Origin of the sequence: Microbulbifer sp. MKSA007, assembly GCA_032615215.1 — a bacterium.
Classification (GTDB): Bacteria; Pseudomonadota; Gammaproteobacteria; order Pseudomonadales; family Cellvibrionaceae; genus Microbulbifer.
The window spans coordinates 225,701-247,357 of record CP128433.1 but is presented as its reverse complement, the minus strand read 5'-3'; the positions used below and the strand labels follow the sequence as shown (position 1 = coordinate 247,357).

General features: G+C 45.4%; 25 protein-coding genes. 4 read left to right on the top strand and 21 right to left on the bottom strand.

Annotated elements, in window-relative coordinates:
- Positions 1-80: 80 nt before the first annotated feature.
- The 3 genes from QT397_03770 (at position 81) to QT397_03760 (ending at position 2,150) form a co-directional block, all read left to right on the top strand.
- A complete protein-coding gene (locus tag QT397_03770; GenBank protein ID WNZ56494.1) occupies positions 81-962 on the top strand; it encodes a LysR family transcriptional regulator in 882 nt (293 codons plus the stop codon).
- Positions 963-1,236: 274 nt separating this feature from the next.
- On the top strand, positions 1,237-1,728 hold the full coding sequence (locus QT397_03765) for a hypothetical protein (GenBank protein ID WNZ56493.1): 492 nt from the start codon (positions 1,237-1,239) through the stop codon (positions 1,726-1,728).
- A 23-nt stretch (positions 1,729-1,751) separates the two neighbouring features.
- Entirely contained in the window at positions 1,752-2,150 is a 399-nt protein-coding gene (locus QT397_03760) for a hypothetical protein (protein WNZ56492.1), read from the top strand.
- Positions 2,151-2,204: 54 nt separating this feature from the next.
- Here QT397_03760 and QT397_03755 read toward each other — a convergent pair whose 3' ends face one another.
- From QT397_03755 to QT397_03660, 20 genes are all read right to left on the bottom strand, one after another.
- The gene (locus QT397_03755; protein ID WNZ56491.1) at positions 2,205-2,738 is read right to left on the bottom strand and encodes an acyloxyacyl hydrolase; all 534 of its coding nucleotides are present in this window, start codon (positions 2,736-2,738) and stop codon (positions 2,205-2,207) included.
- A gap of 36 nt (positions 2,739-2,774) precedes the next feature.
- The gene (locus QT397_03750) at positions 2,775-4,001 is read right to left on the bottom strand and encodes a beta-ketoacyl-ACP synthase (GenBank protein ID WNZ56490.1); all 1,227 of its coding nucleotides are present in this window, start codon (positions 3,999-4,001) and stop codon (positions 2,775-2,777) included.
- Positions 4,001-4,729, bottom strand: a complete 729-nt coding sequence (gene fabG, locus QT397_03745; GenBank protein WNZ56489.1) for a 3-oxoacyl-ACP reductase FabG — start codon at positions 4,727-4,729, stop codon at positions 4,001-4,003. Before fabG ends, QT397_03750 begins: the two co-directional genes overlap by 1 nt.
- A complete protein-coding gene (locus QT397_03740; GenBank protein WNZ56488.1) occupies positions 4,730-5,176 on the bottom strand; it encodes a hotdog family protein in 447 nt (148 codons plus the stop codon). It abuts the gene before it with no gap.
- Positions 5,177-5,181: 5 nt separating this feature from the next.
- Positions 5,182-6,342, bottom strand: a complete 1,161-nt coding sequence (locus tag QT397_03735; protein WNZ56487.1) for a beta-ketoacyl-ACP synthase — start codon at positions 6,340-6,342, stop codon at positions 5,182-5,184.
- 2 nt (positions 6,343-6,344) lie between these two features.
- Positions 6,345-6,791 (bottom strand): DUF3261 domain-containing protein, encoded by a 447-nt coding sequence (locus tag QT397_03730; GenBank protein ID WNZ56486.1) that lies wholly within the window; start codon positions 6,789-6,791, stop codon positions 6,345-6,347.
- Between the two features lie 120 nt (positions 6,792-6,911).
- Entirely contained in the window at positions 6,912-8,108 is a 1,197-nt protein-coding gene (locus tag QT397_03725) for an NAD(P)/FAD-dependent oxidoreductase (GenBank protein ID WNZ56485.1), read from the bottom strand.
- On the bottom strand, positions 8,105-10,375 hold the full coding sequence (locus QT397_03720; GenBank protein ID WNZ56484.1) for a hypothetical protein: 2,271 nt from the start codon (positions 10,373-10,375) through the stop codon (positions 8,105-8,107). The genes QT397_03725 and QT397_03720 overlap by 4 nt, the downstream gene beginning before the upstream one ends.
- Positions 10,376-10,379: 4 nt before the next feature.
- Positions 10,380-10,979, bottom strand: coding sequence for an outer membrane lipoprotein carrier protein LolA (locus QT397_03715; protein WNZ56483.1), 600 nt, complete (start codon positions 10,977-10,979; stop codon positions 10,380-10,382).
- Positions 10,980-10,996: 17 nt separating this feature from the next.
- Positions 10,997-11,431 (bottom strand): thioesterase family protein, encoded by a 435-nt coding sequence (locus tag QT397_03710; GenBank protein WNZ56482.1) that lies wholly within the window; start codon positions 11,429-11,431, stop codon positions 10,997-10,999.
- Positions 11,421-12,980: an aromatic amino acid ammonia-lyase gene (locus QT397_03705; protein WNZ56481.1), complete on the bottom strand. Its 1,560-nt coding sequence runs from the start codon at positions 12,978-12,980 to the stop codon at positions 11,421-11,423. Before QT397_03705 ends, QT397_03710 begins: the two co-directional genes overlap by 11 nt.
- Positions 12,977-13,900, bottom strand: coding sequence for a hypothetical protein (locus QT397_03700; GenBank protein WNZ56480.1), 924 nt, complete (start codon positions 13,898-13,900; stop codon positions 12,977-12,979). Before QT397_03700 ends, QT397_03705 begins: the two co-directional genes overlap by 4 nt.
- Positions 13,897-14,637, bottom strand: coding sequence for a glycosyltransferase family 2 protein (locus QT397_03695; protein ID WNZ56479.1), 741 nt, complete (start codon positions 14,635-14,637; stop codon positions 13,897-13,899). Before QT397_03695 ends, QT397_03700 begins: the two co-directional genes overlap by 4 nt.
- On the bottom strand, positions 14,630-16,120 hold the full coding sequence (locus tag QT397_03690; protein ID WNZ56478.1) for an AMP-binding protein: 1,491 nt from the start codon (positions 16,118-16,120) through the stop codon (positions 14,630-14,632). The genes QT397_03695 and QT397_03690 overlap by 8 nt, the downstream gene beginning before the upstream one ends.
- Complete coding sequence (locus tag QT397_03685; protein ID WNZ58618.1) at positions 16,003-16,335, bottom strand: hypothetical protein; 333 nt, start codon at positions 16,333-16,335, stop codon at positions 16,003-16,005. Before QT397_03685 ends, QT397_03690 begins: the two co-directional genes overlap by 118 nt.
- Before the next feature lie 9 nt (positions 16,336-16,344).
- Complete coding sequence (locus tag QT397_03680) at positions 16,345-16,872, bottom strand: hypothetical protein (GenBank protein ID WNZ56477.1); 528 nt, start codon at positions 16,870-16,872, stop codon at positions 16,345-16,347.
- Positions 16,873-16,892: 20 nt separating this feature from the next.
- Positions 16,893-17,147: an acyl carrier protein gene (locus tag QT397_03675; GenBank protein ID WNZ56476.1), complete on the bottom strand. Its 255-nt coding sequence runs from the start codon at positions 17,145-17,147 to the stop codon at positions 16,893-16,895.
- Positions 17,148-17,158: 11 nt separating this feature from the next.
- Complete coding sequence (locus QT397_03670) at positions 17,159-17,416, bottom strand: phosphopantetheine-binding protein (GenBank protein ID WNZ56475.1); 258 nt, start codon at positions 17,414-17,416, stop codon at positions 17,159-17,161.
- The gene (locus tag QT397_03665; GenBank protein ID WNZ56474.1) at positions 17,413-18,198 is read right to left on the bottom strand and encodes a lysophospholipid acyltransferase family protein; all 786 of its coding nucleotides are present in this window, start codon (positions 18,196-18,198) and stop codon (positions 17,413-17,415) included. Before QT397_03665 ends, QT397_03670 begins: the two co-directional genes overlap by 4 nt.
- Positions 18,188-18,913, bottom strand: a complete 726-nt coding sequence (locus QT397_03660) for a beta-ketoacyl synthase chain length factor (protein ID WNZ56473.1) — start codon at positions 18,911-18,913, stop codon at positions 18,188-18,190. Before QT397_03660 ends, QT397_03665 begins: the two co-directional genes overlap by 11 nt.
- 356 nt (positions 18,914-19,269) lie before the next feature.
- On the opposite strand from QT397_03660, the gene QT397_03655 reads away from it, so the two are divergent.
- A complete protein-coding gene (locus QT397_03655) occupies positions 19,270-19,989 on the top strand; it encodes a 4'-phosphopantetheinyl transferase superfamily protein (GenBank protein ID WNZ56472.1) in 720 nt (239 codons plus the stop codon).
- A gap of 26 nt (positions 19,990-20,015) precedes the next feature.
- On the opposite strand, the gene QT397_03650 is transcribed toward QT397_03655, so the two are convergent.
- Entirely contained in the window at positions 20,016-21,641 is a 1,626-nt protein-coding gene (locus QT397_03650) for a M28 family metallopeptidase (GenBank protein ID WNZ56471.1), read from the bottom strand.
- Positions 21,642-21,657: the final 16 nt, after the last annotated feature.

Genomic DNA, 21,657 nt, shown 5'->3' with positions numbered 1-21,657 from the left:
TTAGCCCTAGAAGATCTATTGGCAAAGTGGGATATTTCGATATTCCTTATCTATTTTAACGATCAACTGGAGATATCCCTTTGCGCTACACGCTCCGCCAGTTAGAGGTGTTCCTTGCCTGTGCCCATCACGAGAATGTCAGTCGTGCTGCGGAGAGCCTGAGTATGTCCCAGTCCGCAGCCTCCACAGCGCTGAAAGAGTTTGAACAGCAGTTTGAATTGCGCCTGTTCGAGCGCACCGGTAAGCGATTGCGTCTCAATGAACTGGGACGGCAATTGTGGCCAAGGGCGGAAGAACTCCTGGAACGAGCCCAGGAACTTGAGCAGACACTGGCCACTCACCGGGAACTGGGAAGCCTGAAGATCGGAGCCACCCTAACTATTGGCAACTACCTGACAGCCAGCGTGATGGCTCGTTATATGGAAGAGCAGCCCGGTACTCAAGTACAACTGGAAGTTGCCAATACCGCAGCGATTGCCGAGAGGGTGCTCAATTTTGAATTGGACCTGGGATTAATTGAAGGAGAGATCAATCACCCGGATCTGGAAATCATTCCCTGGCGCCATGATGAGCTGGTTGTTTTCTGTGCACCCAACCACCCTCTGGCAAGCCGCAAGCGCCTCGCCGATAAAGACCTGATCGGTGCGACCTGGATCACCCGGGAGTCGGGCTCTGGAACGCGACAGACTTTTGAGAGAGCCATGGCAGGGCTATTGCCACAACTACATATCCTATTGGAATTACAACATACAGAAGCGATCAAGCGAGCCGTAGAAGCGGGGCTGGGAATCAGTTGCCTTTCCCGTGTTTCATTAACTGATGCTTTAAAGCGCGGATCGCTTATTGAGCTACCCGTACCACATAGAGACTTTCATCGAGAGTTCTATTTTGTCCTGCATCGACAAAAATACAGAAGCGCCGGAATTAAACGATGGATGGAATTATGTGACTCAGCAGGATAAAAAAAGATTAATTATTTGAGAAAATTTGCATTTAAATCATAGGGTTATCTAGTTTGCTTGAAATCAGTAAAGTTACATCATTTCAGTCTTTAAGCCGTATGGGCTAACCCTGCTTTTTGCGTATGATGAATTCTTATCCACCTCTACCATCAATCCAGGATCTACTACCTATCTACTTATTTTGGTAAATTACGCAACCTAAGACGACCTCCCCAACTTATAGTTTTATCTATTTTTATTTAAGTGGTCTGCTCCTTACTTACAAAGAGATTATATGAAGATTAAAGGAATTTTATTGTTTGGTGCTGTTTTCAGCCTCTCACTATCCGCTTATGGAGATGGCCTGATTTCCATCAATAAAAAAGCCGAATATCACGATGAAGGATTAATTGCATCCAATATAGTTAATGAGTGTAACAACCTTGGTTATCAATTTGCTAGCTCAACCAAGAAATTTCTTGGTAAGCATGGATTTGCCAGTTCACTAGACCCAGAGTTGGATATTCAATCAGAGGGATACAGTCTTAAATTAACAATTCTCAATGCATATAGCGGAAGATATATTTCAGGTAGCCATCAAAAATCAGTCTCAATTGAGGCTGAACTCTACAAAAACGGCGACTTGATAGATACTCTCAAGACCACCAGAAATTCAAGTGGAGGTTTATTTTATAAATTCAAAAGCTCCTGCAGTGTTCTCGAACGTTGTGTTCACACCCTTGGTAATGACGTAGCTAAGTGGATCTCTAGAAACCATAAAATTTAGCTTCACCCCAATAAGGAAATTTCATGAATTATATTATTAAATCTATATCTATTGCAGCCTTTGCATTAATAGTCTCTGGCTGTACAAGTAATCCGGTTATGAATATTGAAAGTAGACTAATTCCCGATCGTCTTGACGGGTCAGCTCAAACTCAAGATTCAATTAAAACATCAATTATTGCAGGGTGTATCGCGAGAAACTGGACTTGTCAACAAGTTGCTCCTGGGAAAATATTAGCCACCATTAACGTTCGCAAGCATCATGCTGAAGCAGATATTATATATAGCCTTAGTAGTTATAGTATCACCTATAAAGACAGCGATATGCTTGACTATAGTGAAAAATATTACACCATTCACAGAAACTACAATCGCTGGGTTAGAAATTTGAATGATGCAATTATAAAAGAACTGTCCATTTGATAGCTTTTATATCCCCAGTAGCTGTGACTACTGGGGAGCTATCTTAACTGGAAATCAGATTTTCATGCCCAAATTAATAACAAACGGAACATCTATTCCATCATTGTCACTGAACAGGTTGGCGTTGGAGAAGTGTTTCCAGGAAACCATTAGCACCAGATCTTCTTTCCCTCTCCAGTTAATTCGCGCAGCATATCCAACCTGTGCCTGGAAAGAAAAGTTATTATCCTGACGACGGTTTCCCAATTGGTTGCTGGAAATATAGCTAGGACCCAACGCTCTAACAAAGAAATAAGGTTGCCCCCAACTTCTTTGCCTGGGATATAAATTTAATTGAGGATAGATGGAAAACGCTCTTATACGTTTATTTTCATCGGCATCAGTAGTTAGCTCTGTATAGCTAACACCTATATCAATATGCTGACGGTAACTCTTTTCAAAAGTTTTAAAGGAGTAATCTATCCCGTAGGTTTTATTATTCTGACTTGATTCAGGCTGCGGGCCACCGCCAAAACTCACTAGGAGTTCATCAGCAGTAACTGGCTGAGCCAAAAGAATTGTCGAAACTACAGCCAGTACCCACTTCATATGCTATCCCTAGATTAAAGCTCTCTAAGAGGAAAATTAAATACGTCTTTTAAATATTAAAGATGTATTGATTCCGCCAAAGGCAAAATTATTACTCATCACATACTCAGTATCGATGTGCTTTCCACTGCCCTGGATATAATCCAATTCCGCACAGTCAGAATCAATCTCAGCCAAATTAATCGTGGGATGGAACCAACCATTACGCATCATCTGAATGCTTGCCCAAGCCTCCAGTGCGCCACAAGCACCCAACGTATGACCGGTATAGCTCTTAAGAGAACTTATGGGTACTGCACGCCCAAATGCATTACGGGTTGCGTGGCTTTCCGCAATATCGCCTCGGTCCGTAGCTGTGCCATGCGCACTGACATAACCTATTTCGCTAGTCTCTACCCCAGCCTGTGCTATTGCCTGCTGCAATGCCACCTGCATAGTTGCCGATTGAGGTTGGGTAACGTGGCTGCCATCAGAGTTGGTTCCAAACCCTACGACCTCTGCATAAATCCTGGCTCCACGGGCAATCGCGTGCTCATACTCTTCCAAGATAAGTGTACCGGCGCCCTCGCCGATAACTAATCCATCCCGGTTGCGGTCGAAGGGACGAGGAGACAATTCAGGGGTGTCGTTCTTTGTTGAAGTCGCATATAAGGTGTCAAAGACCGCAGCCTCAGTTGCACACAACTCCTCTGCACCACCGGCCACCATAATGGTTTGGCTACCATTGCGAATTGCCTCATAGGCATACCCAATCCCCTGGCTTCCAGAGGTACAAGCGGAACTTGTGGTATAAACCCGTCCACACAAACCGAAAAATACCCCAATATTGACCGCCGCCGTATGGGACATCATTTTTATATAACTGGTCGCATTGAGGCCGTCGGTGCGGTGATTTATCAACATATTGCCGAAATCAGCCACTGCTGACGGAGTGCCTGCTGACGAGCCATAGGAGACTCCGACAGCACCACTTTTGAGAATGGGGTCATCCAACAATCCCGCATCCTCAAGCGCAATCTCACTGGCGCGAACCGCCATTAATGAAACGCGCCCCATGCTACGCACACGTTTACGGTTGTAGTGAGCCGGTTTTTCGAAGTCCTTTACCGGCGCGCCCAGTCGGGTTTCAAGCCCCTCATACTTATCCCAGTCTTCCATGTAGGAAATGCCTGAAAGACCGCTCTGTAAAGCCTGACTAACCGAGTCCCAACCCTGGCCGATAGGGGATATTCCGGCCATTCCTGTAACAACCACGCGCTTCATTAGCAGAGACCACCATTTACTGAGATAACTTGACGGGTGATGTAAGCGGCACGTTCGTGCATCAGGAACGCTACAGTTGCCGCCACTTCTTCTGGTTTACCCATTCTGCGGGCAGGCACCATTTTTAAAATTTCTTCAACGGGCAAGTCTTCATCCAACATATCGGTGTCAATGAGGCCCGGAGCAACACAATTCACGGTAATCTTTCGCTTGGCTAACTCCAACGCCAATGCCTTACTCGCACCGATCAAACCCGCTTTGGATGCGGAGTAATTTACCTGGCCGCGATTTCCAGCAATGCCGGATACAGAAGTCATCACGACAATACGGCCGGGCGCACGGCGCCTGACCATTGGCATGGTTAAGGGGTGTAAAACATTGTAGAAACCATCCAGATTGGTGTGTACAACAGAATCCCAATCTTCTGCAGGCATCGCAGGGAAAGCATTGTCAGCAGTAACACCAGCATTGCACACAATGCCGTAGTAGCAGCCATTACTCTCGACATCTTCCAATAAGACATCCCGTGCTTGCTCCCGGTCGGCAATATCAAACTGCAAAATTCTGCTTTTTCGCCCTAACTTAGCAATCTCTTCTGCTGTTTCCTCTGCTTGATCACGGCGGCTGCGGCAATGTAAAACAATATCGTAGCCATCTTCAGCTAACTGAAGTGCAATCGCCCGGCCAATACCACGACTGGAACCGGTAACTAAAACCCACTCTGACATTTAGTTTCTTTCCTTCAAATACTGTTCTACGTTATCCGGCTGATAAACATTAAGCCGCGCGCTCTGCTCGATAGATGAGCCGGTTATCACACACTCAAATGTCGCCATGCCATTTTCAGCCTGGAGAATGCGCTGGACATCAATTGTTAATTCTTCCCCGCAGCGATAACTCTCGATATTTGACAGGAACTTGCGAGTACCCAGTAAAAAACCCAGGCGAACGTCTTTACCCTGTTCTTTTGCATGATATCCGGAGAAGGCTGCGATGGATTGGGCCATATATTCAATGCCCACGTAAGCGGGAACACGACCGTTGCGGGAAAATATTCCATCATCACGAACTCGCAACTTTGCCTGTAGCTGCTCCTCGCCTACAGAGATCACTTCATCGAGGAGTGACATATTTCCACTGTGTGGAACCAGTTCTTCAGCAGTATATTTGTGCATCTATTTTACCTCTGACTGCCCAAGATTACCGAGCAATTACTCCCACCAAAGGCAAAAGAGTTACTCATTACATAGCGCAATTTTCCAGGAGCCTCGTGGCCTTGATACAGGTTCAGTCGCACTATCTCCGGATCATAGTGGCCATCATACTGATGGCGGGGAAATTGATCATATTGTAAGGCAAGCCAACAAAAAGCCGCTTCAAGAGCGCCTGCAGCACCGAGTGTGTGCCCGGTGAGAGGTTTTGTGGAAGAACACGGTAGCTTGCTTCCAAACACTCTTTCAACGGCTAGAGCCTCCATAGAGTCGTTATGTGGCGTTCCCGTACCATGAAGATTCAGGTAATCAATGTCGGCGGTATCCAAGCCAGCATTCTCCAGAGCCCCGCGCATACAGGCTTCCGCACCACGTCCTTCTGGGTCTGGGGCCGACATATGGTGGGCATCAGACGTGGCAGCAACACCGGATAGAACCACAGGACCAGGCTCTTTGCTAAGCACAAACATTGCTCCAGCTTCACCGAGGTTAATACCATCCCGATTAACGCTGAAAGGATTGGTCTGGCCGGCACTAAGTGCCCCCAGGCTATGAAAACCCCGGACTGTCATGCCACAGAGGGAGTCCACACCGCCAACAACAACGGCATCACAAGTACCGGTTGAGATAAGGCGCCGGGCACAGGCAAAAGCATTGGCACTGGACGAGCAAGCTGTGGAGACGGTGAGCTGAACGCCTTGGATTCCCAGGTACTTCGCAACAAAGGTACTTAAACCAGCCATTTGCTGTTGAAGCCGATAATTATATCCGGTCTCTTTCTCACCACTTAAGTAGGCCTCACCTGAGTCTATTCCCGAGGTTGAGGTTCCCATCACAACGCCAATTCGGCCCGCACCATGTTTTTCTATTAGTTCAGCGACTGCACTTTCAATTTGAGTCAGCACAGCCATAGCCAGCTGGTTATTGCGGCAGTGGTAATCTTGCAACGAACTCGGTAAATCAGGCAGCTTCCCCTGTACAATACCCAGATTCCCTCTGTATTGTGGCAAATAGGTTTCATCGACCTGCATATGAGAACTCTCATCACCGAACAAGGAATTAGCTACTGCCTCAGCAGTATTTCCCAGAGTGCAGATGATCCCCATATGATTAAGATAGAAATTTTTCATACTTAGAAATTCCTAATGCTTAACCTATAACCCAGTAGTTTGTGCTCCAGCTCAATTTGGGCCCTCCAAATATCTTTACTGCTATAGCGAGCCACTGAATTCACTTCACCATTGCGTGAGAGTTTTCGCGTGTAAATTCCCTCGACAATAGCCTCGTCCAAATTCCAGCCTACGGGCAATACTTCACGAAGCTGGGCAATTGGCCAGTATACAAACTGGATATCTGCCAGCAATTTCTCTGGTGGCACTCTCTCTGCTCTACTCATGTGGTAATGGGTGCTGACCTCATTACCATCGTATGTAACATCCAGCAGGCTTATCCCTTCAGGGCTGAGAAGAGATAGCTTTAAACTCTCCATAGTGTGGAAAGTAGCCGCCATCAATTCATACTCATCGCCTTGATAGACAATGCGTAAATGTTGATTGAGCTGGCGCGGTCCCTCGCTCAATAACGGGGCCAAAGGCCAACTTTGCAGCTCTTCTTTCCTCCCCCTGTGGACATACACCCCACCAGAGTAAGAAAGCTCAAAAACAGTATTACTTGGCGGAACATATTTCTACCAGCGTATTCAATCGACGCTCAGCAGCGGCAACAAACGGATTTTTTTATCCCATGCATAACCAGCCAAGATTGAGCAAATCATGCCTTTTATTTCTTTTTGGTCGGTTTGATAAAAAATTACATCCTGGAAACGACCGTCATACCAAGCTTTGACATAGGTTTTAAAAACTTCCACACCGTGCTTCAGGGGTTCAATAAACTCTTCATCCCAATCAACCGCTTCCCCTGAGAGCTGGCGATGCAGGCACTCAACTGCTAACTCTGAAGATTTCATTGCAATGGTAACACCGGATGAAAATACCGGGTCTAGAAATTCACCGGCATTCCCCAAAAGCGCAAAACCAGGGCCGGCCAGTTTGGTCACATCACTGGAATATCCGCGAATACGTTGTATTTCTGTATCGAATTTGGCATTGCGCAGAGTTTTTGCCAACTCGGGGGCGGAGGCAATAGCCCCTTTCAATATCTGTTCCGGATCCTGCCCCCAGGTCGAAATCTTTTCTTTCTCACCTACAACCCCAATAGAAGCTCTTCCATCTGCAAAGGGAATCAACCAGTACCAAATATCCCGCTCACTGGGATGCACAGTGATTAAGATTTTATCCCGGTCAAAATGGCTATCATCAATATTGTCTTCAACATGTGTAAATACGGATTCTCGAACAGGAAACTCTGACGGACGATCGAGATCAAGTAATCGCGGTAAAACTCTGCCAAAGCCACTGGCATCCAATACAAAGCGCGCCTGGAAAACCAGGTTTTCGCCGTCATTCTCGGCAATTAACTTTACGTTATTCTCGGAAATATCAACTGACACTACAGAATGGCGATAATAGACCTTAACACCTTGGCGCTGCGCTTCATCAGCCAGGATTTTATCAAACTTAGCTCGCTGTACCTGGAAGGTGGTGCCATGCCCAGGGGAGAACTTCTCCCGGAAATCAAATGACGTACGAGCACCATCCCACTCAAAAGCAGCACCATTTTTATATTGAAAGCCCGCTGATTTCACAGCTTCTAACATATCTGCTTTTTCAAGATACTCGATACATTGAGCCAGTAGGCTTTCGCCAATAGAAAAGCGAGGAAATTCTTCCCGCTCAACTATCGAAACTTGCCAACCTTTTTTAGCCAATAACGCACCTGCGATAGCTCCGGCAGGACCGGCACCAATAATAACAACGTCAGACTTAATTTCTTTCATTGGCTAATATCCCTTACCCCGTGTACAAAAAATAAAAATGCCAACAACAAAGTTAATACTGTGCCCACAGCCAGGACTAACCCAAAATTTGCTATCGCCGGTGTGCCAGACAATGCTAACAAACCAAACCCTAAAAAAGTTGTTAACCCAGCCATAGCTATCGCCAGCAGGGTATAATGCTGCTCTGCCTTTCTGCTTGTATGGCTAAATATTGCGTAATCTATACCAATACCAAAGACAAGTAATAAAGCCGCAACATGAAATAAATTAATTGCTGATTCCTGTAAAATCACTATCGCCAGGGTGCCTAGTACTGCGCTGGATGGAAGTGAAACTATACTTAAGGCTTGCTTTATTCCTGTTTTAGTTGCAGTTACCAGAAATACAACAATGAATATTAATGGCAGTAATTGCAGCAACAGATCACGCTGTTGTGACATAACATTAGAGATACTTCTGGTAGTATCAACATAGGTTACTCCAGGCAGTAGCTCTAAAGATGACAAATCTTCTTTTAAGCCATAAATACGTACCACAGAATAACAGTGATTATTTTCACAACCCAGCCATAATCCTTTATATTGCCGACCTGCAACTGGCAACCATTCAGAGAAATTAAAGGTATTGAATGGCTGTATTTTAGAACTTAACTGCTGGTTAATATCTTGTTCAGAATAACCCAATTGCTGATAAAAAGACCTGACAGCATCCCCACTGTAAAACTTCGACAATAACTTCCAATCAGCTTCTTGAACCTCTTTTGGAGGTATCCGGTTAGTTACCCCCTGAAAACCACTAATAATTTCCTTTTCTACTAAATAGCCCAGTTGATTTCTAAGTTCCCATTCTCGTGTTAATACTTGTTGTTCATCTTCACCAAAAACCAAAAAGTAACGGGAGTCTGGCCGGGATTTAATCAAAGAATTTAGATCTATTTCATCTTGTGTAAGAAATTCTGGAGGCTGGTAAAACAGTTTTAGGTCATCATTAAATTGAATTTTCTGAAGTGCCGCAGATCCAAAAATCAACAGCCCAACCAATGGAAACAGGTAGTACCTAATATTGAGTTTAGGAAACTGACTGGAAAACGATAAAGGCCTATGCTTAATATTAATCCAGCCTGGGAATAGCAGGATTACAGTCAACCAAGCCCCTATTAAACCACAGCCGACAAAAACCCCTATTTGTTGTAAAAGCGGAAAAGGTGTTAATGCAAGAGAGAAAAATGCCAAGCAGCTTGATATCAAGCCCAGCAATAGCCCAGGTAATATATCCTTATCTTTTGGCTTGCCCAGCCTCAATCTATTACAAATAAAGTGAAATGCGTAGTCAATCGCCAATCCAGAAACCGTTGTACCAAATACAAAAGCCAGTATATGAATTTGGCCCAAAATAATAATAACACCAGATATACCACTGGCCACGCCACATAGAATTGCGAATGTACAGGCTAGTAGAGGTTTTAATGAGCGAAAGACAACAATACATAGACAGCAAATAGCAAGGATCGAAAGGGAGCCAATCAGGCGTATTTCATCCTGTGCCATAGCAGCAGCATACTCTGTATGCAGGGGGGCTCCAGCTACCAGCAGCGAATAACCATTTTTTTGAGCCCATTGCTTTAATTCTGACTGTAAAGAAAGAAGTGATATATCGCTCTCTCCAGTCAAATCAACTGGTGCGGCCAGCGTATAAAGCAGGGTAAAAACTTTATGTCCTTCTGTATGTACCGGAATTCCATCAAAGACTTGTGGAGTAATTCCAATATCTGCGGTAAAGTAATTGCGAAAAGTTGAGAAAGTATCTTTCTCCAAATCAATTCCAGCGCCGTCAGGCCCGTATAATTTACTCAATTGACGCTGTATAAGTTCCTCTGGCGTAACGTCTAATAACGCCCTATCTTCAGGGCTGAGTAGCTGTTGGCGCAGAGGAAAGAGCAGCTCCCACTCCTCTTTATAGCTTTCAGAATCGGCCCAACGATATTCAACAGACTCTAAAGATTTTGCGGCCTTTAGTTTCTGCGCCAACTCTTGGGTATGCCTGGCCAGACGATGTGATTCTTTTCCTTCAGAAACTAAAACCCAAATTAAACTTCCCTGTAATTGCTGACTGACTTTTTTCTGGATGCCAGCACTACTTACCGAGTCGGAGTTATTATCAGTTAATAACAAAATATCTGTTTGTAGCCAGCTGGATTGATAGCGTAATACAGTTATCCCAATAATTACACTAACAAAGGAAAGCCAAATAACAACTCGACGTGACATGAGATTATTTCTGGTTATCTTCTGAGAATTCACTCAGTAGTTGACTGTTATTAGCTTCAACTGAATGTAAATTAAAAATATCTATTTCAGTAATTGCCATGTTGGCTTCAGCTAGTACTATTTTCCGAATCTTTTTGTCTCCCACGACTTCTATCGATTCAATAACCTTTCTAAAAGCCTCTTGCTTGGGAATTAAGTTAATTCGCCATTGCTCTTCTGCGATCTGTGGTCCCACCGTAAAAGTCTGATCCAACTCGCTAAAATCACCACTGATTATCTTTAATAGAGGATCAGCCACATGATTTCCTACAATATTGCTATTGACCCGATTTCCGGAATCAGCATCATCTAGTTTAAATATTCGATGGGATTCTATTGGATTCTCTATTCGCCAGCTTAACCCTAACTCTTCGGAAATAGCCAGGACGCCTGAAGAAACCAGAGGCCTGGGCAACTGGGGCAGCCTCTTTGTCTGGGAAAAAGTGCCAAGCATCTGTGGAGATGACACAATATTTTTCTCTATCTCCCGCAAAACCGCCTGCTGCTCTGAAGTCAAAGCAGAAGTTACTGTGGGAAATAGAAAGCAAATAAAAAATAAAACCAAGCGCTTGGCAGTCATCACTAATTTACCCCCAATTTTTCCAGCAAAATTGGAGGCGATGCAAACAGCATTTCGGCACTGCTTATTTCGACAGCTACCTGTACGGTATGTCCTTTTGTTAAGCGTACACCGGTATCTCTATCTGTTATCGTATAATTGATCTTAAATCGATTTTCATATTCAGAAACCTCAGCGCGAACAACAATCCACTGCTGAAATCGTAAAGGCTTTGCATATCGTACGCGCAAATCTATGACCGGCCAGGCAAAACCTGATTCCTTCATCTGTTGGTAGTTATATTCCAACTGATCAAACAATGCACATCGGGCTATTTCAAAGTACTTTGCATAATGCCCATGCCAAGCTATCTCCATCATATCCACATCGTGGAAAGGAATTTGTAGTTCAACTTGTGCCGTCCATTTTTCAGGGCGCATAGGTTTATTAGTTTTCATATAAGCGCCAATGTCTTTGCTGAATTAACGAAACGAATTTTCTCAATGGCTGTTCAAGCTCTCTATCTTCCTCCAGAAAAGAAAATTCATCTCCTATCTGCCTGATTGTGGTATTAAGAGCGGTAGATAATTTTTCCAAATCCACTCCTCCACTACGAACTCGAAGCTGAATGCCCTGCCAAGCAACCATCAGTGCCGCTGCGGTTGTTTGCTCCGTTAACTGTAATACCCTGATACAGTCCCTGGCAGCAATGGTGCCCATACTGACCTTATCCTGGTTATGACACTCCGTTGATCTGGAAAAAACGCTTGCGGGCATGGTCTGCTTTAGTGCTTCAGCAGTCCAGGCACTCACACCAATTTGAACAGCCTTAAAGCCATGGTTAATCGATCTTCGAGGCCCGGTTACACCTGATAGGTTTGCCGGGAGTCCATTATTGAACTTAACGTCTACCAGTTGGGCTATTTGTCGATCCAGTAAGTCAGAGAGGTTTGCTACCGCATTCTTCAGGCTATCCATGGCGAAGGCTATATGCCCACCATAGAAGTGCCCACCATGAAGCACCCTCTCGTTTTCACCATCGATGATCGGGTTATCATTGGCACTGTTTAGTTCGTTATGAATAAACTGCTGGAGCCAGGGCAGAGAGTCCTGTAATACACCCACTACATGGGGAGCGCACCGAAGTGAATAGCGATCCTGCAATCGGCTATTTTGTCTTGGAGCGGCACCAACATTGAGATCGTCATGAATCCACTTTGCAATTTGGTTTTGACCGGGGTGAGGCTTCACTGCAAAAAGCGCGCTATCGAAATGATAGGCATTGCCATCCAACGCAACGCTCATCATGGCGGTAATACGAGCACTCAGCTGTGCTAGATACTCTGCCCGTTTGTAGGCTAAGCACGCCAAGCCAGTCATTGCGGCGGTGCCATTCATTATCGCCAAACCCTCTTTTGGGTATAGCTTCAATGGCTCAATCTGTAATTCATCGAATACCTCAGCAGTATCTCTCTGGTGGCCTCGGTACCAAACTTTGCGCTCCCCGCACAAAACCGCAGCAACATAAGACAGTGGGGTCAAGTCGCCACTGGCTCCCACAGAACCCTCTTGGGGAATTACCGGAATAATGTCTTTCTGAAGTAACAAAACCAATTGCTGCAACAGCCGATATCGGACCCCTGAACTGCCCTTTGCAAGGCTGGCAATCCGGGCAGCAACAATCGCTCTACTCTGCTCAAGAGTAAAGACTTCCCCCATTCCACAACCATGGAAGGTAAATAACCGATGAGGTAACTCTTCCACCAGGTCTGCTGGAATACTTTCGGTACAGGAATCACCATATCCAGTGGTTACTCCGTAGATCACACCTTCCTTCTGCCAAAGGCTATCCAGGAACTCGGCACCGCGATTTATCCTTGCGACAAAGCCCTCTTCATCAGATAGAGAGATATCGCCACGGCCAGCTGCAATGGTGTTTACCTGATCAATAGATAGATCTGTACCATCAAAGACTATTTGGGTTCGTTGTAGTACTGCTGAATTCATTTTTGCTGATCCCAGAACGGGTAAAAGTTATACCATTGCAAAGGTGCTATATGACAATAGCGTTCCAACCGTCGTGCAAACTCCTCGACAAGAGAGCGAATATGCCCCTCTCTGTCACCGCGTTTCATCACAACGCGATCGCAGAGTTTTTCCATATAAATATCGTATCCGGAAGTACTGCGCAGACAGAAAAGCGTGTACACCGGGCATTTGAGCAGCGCAGCAAGAATATATGGCCCCTGGGGAAAAGGCGCTTTTCGCCCTAGGAATTCTGCCTCGCAGGTGCGCCCCATAGAGTTAATAGGTGTTCTATCACCGACAATAACAACCAGCTCCCCGGCTTCAACAGCCTCGGAGAGTCGCATCGCTAGAGCGGGAGTGACTTCTGTCACCTGGATAAGCCGTACTTGACTCAGGGGATTGAGCATTTTCATCATGCGATTAAATTTCACCGCATGCTTTGTATGCACCAACACGTTTACCCGTACCTTTGTCAGGCTGCCAAGCGCTCTGCAAACCTCCAGGTTCCCGAGATGAGAGCCAATTATTAATCCACCTTGGCCACTAGCCGCCAACTGGTGAAGACCCGCTCTTTTTGGAAAATTTACCTGACTATCCGGGATACCCACAAACCAGGCTTCAAGCTTTTCTCTAGCGCTGTTAGCAAAATTAAGAAAAATTCTAAATCCGGTTTTCCAATTCGGTTCTATACCGCAAGATGGGTAGCGTTTGGCGAATAATTCCAAGTATTCACGGATCGAACTGCGGCCACTCTGATTTTTTAGGTAATAGCATAAAACTACCGGGTATACCGCAACTTTAAAGGCAATCGGACCCAACCAGTGATGCAACCAGAATAAAAACTTGATGCCCAGGAAAAAGCCTTGTTCCCGGTATTTTGACCAGTGTAAATTACTCACGCTTTTCGCCCTACTGTCGAAATACGCAGAGTTCTGGCCAACATGCCAAAAAATAGACGGGTGTGCATTGCCGATATAAGGAAGTTATCCTCAAATCCCCGGAAATGGGAAACGCCATCTATTGGGTAGCTCACATTAACAGGTACCTGGCAGAGACCGCCTTTGCTCCAATACCACCGTACTAAGATCTCTGGATCAAAATCCATTCGATCACCGGTATACTCATTATCTAACAAATCTACAGTTCGAGATAAGGGATAACAACGCAGCCCACACATGGAATCCTTAATCTCCAGAGAAAGAGTATTAATCCAGATCCATACATGAGTTAGATAGCGTCCCCACAAACGAACTTTAGGTACTGATTTATCGTATTGCGGATAGCCACAAATCAGTGAATCAGGGCACTTTCTGCTTTTCTCTAGGAATTGAGGTATATCAGCTGGGCTGTGTTGACCATCGGCATCGACTTGAATTCCATGACTATATCCAAGCTCTTTCGCAGCTCGCAGACCACTTTTTACCGCAGCACCTTTTCCACCATTAGCCTGGCGAACAACCAAGTGAACCCGGGGACCATAGCTCTGCTCTAAGCGTTGTAGTTCAATTCTACAGGGTTTATCACAGCCATCATCTACCAGAATGTAAGGCAGGTCAAAGCCATCCAGAGATGCCAGCGTCTGTGCGATCGCCCCCTCATGATTATAAACGGGTATTACAAAACAAAAGTTAGACATGGCTGAAGCACAACCTACCACTGCTATATTCTATATTGCCATCTTGAGTGTTTCGAAAAGAATAATTTAATTTGTTCTTTTCCTGGCTGAACTCCAAAGATAAAGTGACAGCATCACCGGGCATCATTAACTGCTTAAATTTAATCACTTCCATTTGGGTAGACGTACTGCCGGCTTTTACAAGTGGGCGGCCAAAATGCATAGCCCAATCCAGCTGTACCACTCCCGGCACTACCGGTGAGCCTTCAAAATGACCATCCAAGCAAGGCAAATCGTCATTAACCGTAAAATTAACTTGACGAGTATTATCTAATATTTCGCTGCTAATAATCTGTGGCACCATTGCTGCCGGAATTTCATCAAAAAGTTGCATTAGCAGGTCTCTCGTTATTTTTCCCTGTAAGTTAGTGGGAATTTCATCAACAAAACGCCAAGAACGTGGCACAGCCACGCCATCAAGATCCTTGGCCAGGGTTTCTCTAAGTTTACGAACAAGAGAAGCCTTTCCTTTCTTTTGCAATAGTTCTTTCCCGGATTCCGTAAGTGTGGCAACAGCGGCAACTACTTTTCTTTTACGCTCCAGGACAAGTACATTGGCTTTTACAATATATGAGCTACCAACTAGTAGGGACTCAACCTGTGTAAGAGAAATTCTTTTCTCTTCAATCTTAATAATGCGATCAGCCCGCCCCTTAAGTTCGAACATACCGTCTGTACTTATTTGTACTTTGTCCTGACAAATAAACTCCTTGGGTAACCACGGAGAAGAGACTTTGAGTAACCCATCGCTATTTTTTGCAATGTTCACTCCTTTTAGTGGACTCCAACTTTTCTGACGCAATTGATTACGCCAGGCAATCCCCCCGGTTTCAGTGCTTCCATAGACCTCTATGGGCTGGATTCCACACAACTGATCAATCGCCTTTGCATCTACTTCCAGTAAAGGCCCCCCAGAAGAAAAGATATCCACTAAGGACTTTCCTAACTCCCATGGCCAGGAAGAAATACGGCGGCTTAATTGTGCAGGGCTTGCAACCCACACGGCAGGCCCCCATTTCTGGGCGTCTTGGAGTAATCCCACAACATCCACATAAGTCTTACTAACAAATCGACGCCCGCTGGCTAGCGGCCACAGTAATTTAAACAGTAAGCCATATATATGCTGGTGGCTTACTGTTGCCAAAGTAGTTGTATTAACCACCCGGGATGACCACTTCAGATTATGGGCCTGAACCTCATTGAGCAATTGATATAAGGTTTTATCAACGATTTGTGGTTCACCACTGGTTCCTGATGTGAATAATTGAATACCAGCATCAAAATAACTGGGAACAAAAAGCTCTTCGCTATATTGATCCGGAATATTTATACTAAATGCCGAGCTGTCTTCCCAGCTGCCCAGTAATAGGGTTTGCTCACCCAGTTTTTGCTGGGTAAATCGCTTGTTATTTGCCGGAATAACAACGACTTCACAACAAGACATAGCGGCAAAAAAAGTAAACTAAACTCGTAACTATCTTTACAGAAAATGGCAGCTTTTTTGATCCCAGCTTCGTTTAGGGATTTTTTTAGCTTTCGCTCAACAAATGCCAATTCACGCTTAAATTGTGCGAATGAAATTTCCCCACGACTTGAATAGCTAACTACTGCTTGGTCATTCGAGTAACCAAACACCTGTTCAAACTGTACTTTGTCCACGACCTTAACTCACACCTTATTTTGGACGCGACGACGCAGTAGCCATTCACCACCCATCATAATTCCCATTAGCACATATGAAACAAGGCCATTGTAAAGAGTCCAGACTTTCATATCGCCGTTTAAAACACTTGCCAGTGCGAGGCTTCCATTAATTAAAAAGAATAGACACCATGCCTTGGTAACCTTTCGTGTATATAGGACACCTTCAGGTGGTAAATCTGGAGTCGTAAGGCGAGCAAGCCGTTCTACTAATGTTTGCGGTTGACTCAAACTGTAAAAAAACAGTGAAAATAGAATCAGATTACAAAGAACTGGATACCAAAGAAGTCCGTTTGAGTCGCCCCTTAACCAGGAAACCCCAACAACAAAAGCCAAGGCCACAGCCATTAACTTAGTGCCAATCGCCTTATTCGCGCCGCCAAACAATACCCTTAAAACCGCAACTATCAACAGCAGTAACAGAATACTACTTAAAGACAAGTATTCTATGCCAAAGTAAATTGCCATAGGGTACAGTGTCAGAATAATGACCAATATTAGCTGCGCGAATCGACTCACTTCTCTGCCATTACCTTTTCAATTGCACCAACTACATCTCCAACAGTTCTTACACTTTTGAACTCTTCAGGTGCAATTTTCTTTCCTGTTACTTCTTTCAAGCGAACAATTAGGTCCACAGCATCAATACTATCTATATCAAGATCATCAGAGAGGTGGGCTTCTTCTGTTATATCTGCCTCATCGACCTCAAACATCTCAACCAGAATTTCGGTCAACTTTGGTAAAATTTCTTCTCTGCTATTCAACATAAATACCTCTATTATGCGCGGCTGCTGCTGACAAAATTTGCCAGGCTATTCACATTAGCAAAATGCGATTTTGTATCTTCGCTTTCTGCATCTATTGATATGTTGTATTTTTTTTGCAGAGCAAGACCTAACTCTAGTGCATCAATAGAATCCAGCCCCAAGCCCTCTCCAAAAAGGGGCTCATCTGCTACGATTTCTTCTGGAGTAATATCTTCCAGATTTAATACATCAATAATCAGAACTTTAAGCTCTTCAACTAACTCTTTCACGCAGCACACTCCTCGGTAAAAAATGCTTTTAATTCTTGAGTAACCTCTCGGGCTACTTGTGGTGTTTCATCTTTTTCTTTTACTTGAATAAAACTCTCTGATTCATTCACATCGAATTGAAAATGTGGTCGACTCAGAGGAATACTGTACCAAGGAATATTTTTCATCAGCATCGGTGGATTACACCGTATTGTTACCAGAGTTGGGGTCACCCCGGAGCGTAACGCCATGTAGGCTGCCCCACGCTGAAACCTAAACGGTTGTCCTGGTACAGAGCGAGTTCCCTCTGGAAAGAGAACTACTGATTCCCCTTTTTGTAGTGATTTCGAAGCCAGTTCGATAATCTGTTCCGGGTCATCATTAGGTATATAGCCTGCAGTCACTACTGCGCCGCGCATAAACGGGTTTCTAAATAAACTGGCTTTTACAATACAGTTGGCATTCGGTATTCGGGATATTAGAAATACCACATCAATAAGCGATGGATGATTTGCCAATATCAATTGGCCTGGTTTAGCTAACTTTTGTTCATCACGAAATTGATAGGTGTAGATTCCCGTGATATGCATAAAGCCAATAAACAATCGAAAAGCGTTGTGGATACACAAACGAGCCTTGCATTTTCGAACTTCTGTGTCCCGATAGATCACCTTTAATGGTGGGAACAGAACAAACCGCAGTATCAATCCACCGATACCGAACAGGCTAAATGCTATCGCCGTAGCGACCAACCTTAGCCAATACTTGTCTTTTTTCTTTGCCGGCAATAAGTTAACTGGCATTGATCTGTAGCTCCCATCTCTCTGAAACAGGTATACGCCCCTCGCGATCAATCAAAGATCTAATCAACGGAAGCTGGTAATCAGGCTCTGCAAATACTGACTCAGCTCCAGCACATTCACTGGCAGTTAACGATAGTTTTATATCTGTATCACTAGATTTATGTTTCGCCAAGCGCATAGCCGTTGCGCAAATATATGTTGAGCTCTCAGCGCTGGGATAGTACATCTCAGGTAGTGTTTCTTCACAGAACACTAAAAGCAATTCCTCAGCACCCTCTTGGAGTAGTCCAGCAGCCTCTATAAAACCCGACTGCATAGGAAAATCTCCCCCAGCTAACGCAAGTGCTGGAGACCTGGTTTTACAGGCAATAGAGAACTGTCCTGCAATTGCGTTGTGTACAGAAAGTCCAAATGCAGTTGGCGATAGGTCTTCACTTGCTGCAACGCCTTGTAACAAGGAATAAGTCCTCATTGCTTCGCCATGCACTGAGCAAAGCAGTAAAGGAATATCTTCCTGCTCTAATAGCGGAAAAGCGGTATTAAAAACGGCTTTAGCCAGCGGACTCAAACGACGGCGCTGCATTGCAGGAAGAAAAGACACATCCGCCTGGCTATTTCCACCAAGCTGCTTTTCTCCTCTACGCCAACCCTGCCAATCCGATTGATCTGATATTCCCGAGCACCATGCTCGCCAATTACTGACAACAAATTCCATAACCAAACATTAATTCTGAAGCAGAGCTCCATCCCCCAAAATCAAAAAGCTGAAGCTGGCCTTTCCCACCATTATTTTTAGTTGGCTAATAGGTATTGCGCGACCAGAGACAGGGCGGGAATGGTACACAAAATGACCAATAGCCGCCAGTAAAAGCGCTGAATTATAGGTCGATGCGCGGCCTTAGATTACAGTGAAATACACGGGCTTTTCCGGCCACTTATTCTCTCGTACTATGGTACACATTTGCCATGGGAAACTTGTATTGCACAGCCCCCCAGCCGTTAAAGTGAAGGTTTTTTAAGTCGACCAGATTCCATCGCTTCCAAAGGGAACAAATTCTTAGGGGTTATCAAATGCCTTACTTTACCTGCTCTTCCTTCAATAGCTGGTCAGGAAACTGGCAGGGAGATTCCATTCACCTGCTGGGAAGCACTGAGCTCTCACGGCTGGAGAAAATACACAGTATTAAACGCCGAGCCCAGTTCCTGGCCGGGCGAATATTACTGCGCACTTTAATTGCGGAGCAATACGAGTATTCACCTTGGGAAATTACAGTTGAGGCTGAAGCACCGACAATTGCTATGGTTAGAGGAAAACCCCTTTGTCATATTTCCATAAGCCATTCCGATGACTTTGTTGCCGTAGCAATAGCGGAAACTCCAGTAGGTATTGATTGCGAAAATGAGTCCCACCAAAGGAATTGGTTGGCCATGGCTAAGCAATACTTCCACAAGGCGGAGATAACCGAACTAAACTCGCTCCCAACATCGCAAGTAGCTGCTTGTTTCCTCACTAAATGGACCGCCAAAGAAGCATTAGCTAAATGTTCTGGTGTCGATTTGGGGCAGCTGCTGGCCTCAGCTCCTGTAATTAACCGACCTCAGCAATTGAACCATCCGTACAAGAATTACCTATTGTGGACAGGACAGCCGAAGCCTGGAGCCTACCTAAGCCTTGCGGTTAAACACAATCAAGCCACCTCTGTCGTAAACCCAATAGGCACATTTAGAGCTAGCCACTGCGGGAGAACAAGCGATAGTACTATCCTGAAGCCAATCAATGGTTTCAGTTAGGGTTGCTCCCAGGGTGTTCAAACCGCTCAATCCCTAGAAAATAAATCCCCAAAGAAATCACCTTCGTACCAATATGGTTGACTGTCGGCATCGGCAACTTGCCGGGCAATCAGGTAATTTACCTGGGTAAATTGCTCAGCCGCCTCATAATTAATCTGCTCGTCCGCAGCATCCCCTGGCTTGTGGTAGCGCTCGCGGAAGAAAGCCATCTGTGCAGCAGTACCATCCACACTGGGGTCTTTTGCCTCCCTTCCGGTAATCAAGTAGATTGAGGGCACTCCGCGACGGACAAAATTGTAGTGGTCACTGCGCACGAAGATAACTTCCTCCGGCATAGGATCGGGACTGAGTTTAAGCCCGGAACGGTTTGCAGCCTCCTCCGCAACTCGCCCCAAAGATGAATGTTCAGCACCGAAAGCAATAATATCGCGGAATGGATAGAGCAGCATGGGCATATCAAGGTTGATATTGGCTACGATCGATTCCAGTGGCACCGTGGGGTACTCAGCAAAATAATCCGATCCCAGCAAACCTTTTTCCTCTGCGGTAACAGCAACGAACAGCAGTGATCTTCGAGGATTTTGCCCAGATTCAACAAAAAGACGTGCGGTTTCCAACATCACCGCGATACCGGCAGCGTTATCCTGGGCACCGTAGTAAATCTCGCCGTCCTCTTTCTTTCCAACATGATCCAGGTGTGCGGAAAAAACAACATATTCATCTTTCAGGAGTGGATCACTTCCCGGTAAAACGGCCACTACATTCGGGCTGGTTACGCGCTTGTGGTTAGAGCTGCTGCTCATTTTTGCACGGTAACTAAGGGGGAAGCCTTCTGGAGTTTTTCCTTGCTCGATATCGGCAAAAATACTTTCAAGACTGCGCTCAGTGCCATCAAACAGCTTGCCGCCTGCGGCGATGCTCAACATAACTCCCGGGTGCATCCCCGGGATTGCACTACCGGGCATACCAGTCTTTTTCACCCAGTCAAAAGTGTCGTCAAAACGGTGCTTCGCATAGTAGTCAAATGGGCGGCGTTTCTCCCGCTCAGGCGTATACAGGCGAACAAAACCCACAGCGCCATGTTTTGCGGCAACCTGGCGTTTGGTGCGAGGAGAGGAGTGGTGAGCCCCCACTTCACTGGGCAAGCTCTGCGGCCGGCCTGCTAACACAACGACAATCTTTCCCTGTACATCCAGGCCGTGATAGTCATTAATGCCAAAATCCGGAGCCTCAATACCGTAACCGACAAATACCAACTCGGCATTGATCTGCGAGCGCTCACTCAGTGCGGAGGGCGATGCTAGAAAGTCCTCGCCAAATTGCATGGCGATTTCATCGTTCTGGCCCTCTAAGACAAATTCAGGATCACTCCCATCCCAACTGGCACTGCGAAAAGGCACTTCCTGGAAGTAACCTTGCTCCCCTGCTGGAATCAGCCCCATCTTTTTAAATTGGCCAGCCACATACTGTGCCGCTTGGCGATAACCCTCGCTACCGGTATCGCGACCCTCTAGTTCCGCTGATGCGAGGAAATTGATATCTCTACGGATGTAATCACTATCTGCAATGGGGCCAGTGCTGTTAATGCTGGAGGTGGTACAAGCCACCAATAGTGCCATAGCCAGGGCACCCAATAGACTTTTAACTCTCATGGGGAGTGCTACTTCT

Coding starts and splice junctions, on each gene's coding strand:
- QT397_03765 (WNZ56493.1), top strand. CDS start 1,237: ATGAAGATTAAAGGAATTTTATTGTTTGGTGCTGTTTTCAGCCTCTCA.
- QT397_03760 (WNZ56492.1), top strand. CDS start 1,752: ATGAATTATATTATTAAATCTATATCTATTGCAGCCTTTGCATTAATA.
- QT397_03755 (WNZ56491.1), bottom strand. CDS start 2,738: ATGAAGTGGGTACTGGCTGTAGTTTCGACAATTCTTTTGGCTCAGCCA.
- QT397_03750 (WNZ56490.1), bottom strand. CDS start 4,001: ATGAAGCGCGTGGTTGTTACAGGAATGGCCGGAATATCCCCTATCGGC.
- fabG (WNZ56489.1), bottom strand. CDS start 4,729: ATGTCAGAGTGGGTTTTAGTTACCGGTTCCAGTCGTGGTATTGGCCGG.
- QT397_03740 (WNZ56488.1), bottom strand. CDS start 5,176: ATGCACAAATATACTGCTGAAGAACTGGTTCCACACAGTGGAAATATG.
- QT397_03735 (WNZ56487.1), bottom strand. CDS start 6,342: ATGAAAAATTTCTATCTTAATCATATGGGGATCATCTGCACTCTGGGA.
- QT397_03725 (WNZ56485.1), bottom strand. CDS start 8,108: ATGAAAGAAATTAAGTCTGACGTTGTTATTATTGGTGCCGGTCCTGCC.
- QT397_03720 (WNZ56484.1), bottom strand. CDS start 10,375: ATGTCACGTCGAGTTGTTATTTGGCTTTCCTTTGTTAGTGTAATTATT.
- QT397_03710 (WNZ56482.1), bottom strand. CDS start 11,431: ATGAAAACTAATAAACCTATGCGCCCTGAAAAATGGACGGCACAAGTT.
- QT397_03705 (WNZ56481.1), bottom strand. CDS start 12,980: ATGAATTCAGCAGTACTACAACGAACCCAAATAGTCTTTGATGGTACA.
- QT397_03695 (WNZ56479.1), bottom strand. CDS start 14,637: ATGTCTAACTTTTGTTTTGTAATACCCGTTTATAATCATGAGGGGGCG.
- QT397_03690 (WNZ56478.1), bottom strand. CDS start 16,120: ATGTCTTGTTGTGAAGTCGTTGTTATTCCGGCAAATAACAAGCGATTT.
- QT397_03675 (WNZ56476.1), bottom strand. CDS start 17,147: ATGTTGAATAGCAGAGAAGAAATTTTACCAAAGTTGACCGAAATTCTG.
- QT397_03665 (WNZ56474.1), bottom strand. CDS start 18,198: ATGCCAGTTAACTTATTGCCGGCAAAGAAAAAAGACAAGTATTGGCTA.
- QT397_03660 (WNZ56473.1), bottom strand. CDS start 18,913: ATGGAATTTGTTGTCAGTAATTGGCGAGCATGGTGCTCGGGAATATCA.
- QT397_03655 (WNZ56472.1), top strand. CDS start 19,270: ATGCCTTACTTTACCTGCTCTTCCTTCAATAGCTGGTCAGGAAACTGG.
- QT397_03650 (WNZ56471.1), bottom strand. CDS start 21,641: ATGAGAGTTAAAAGTCTATTGGGTGCCCTGGCTATGGCACTATTGGTG.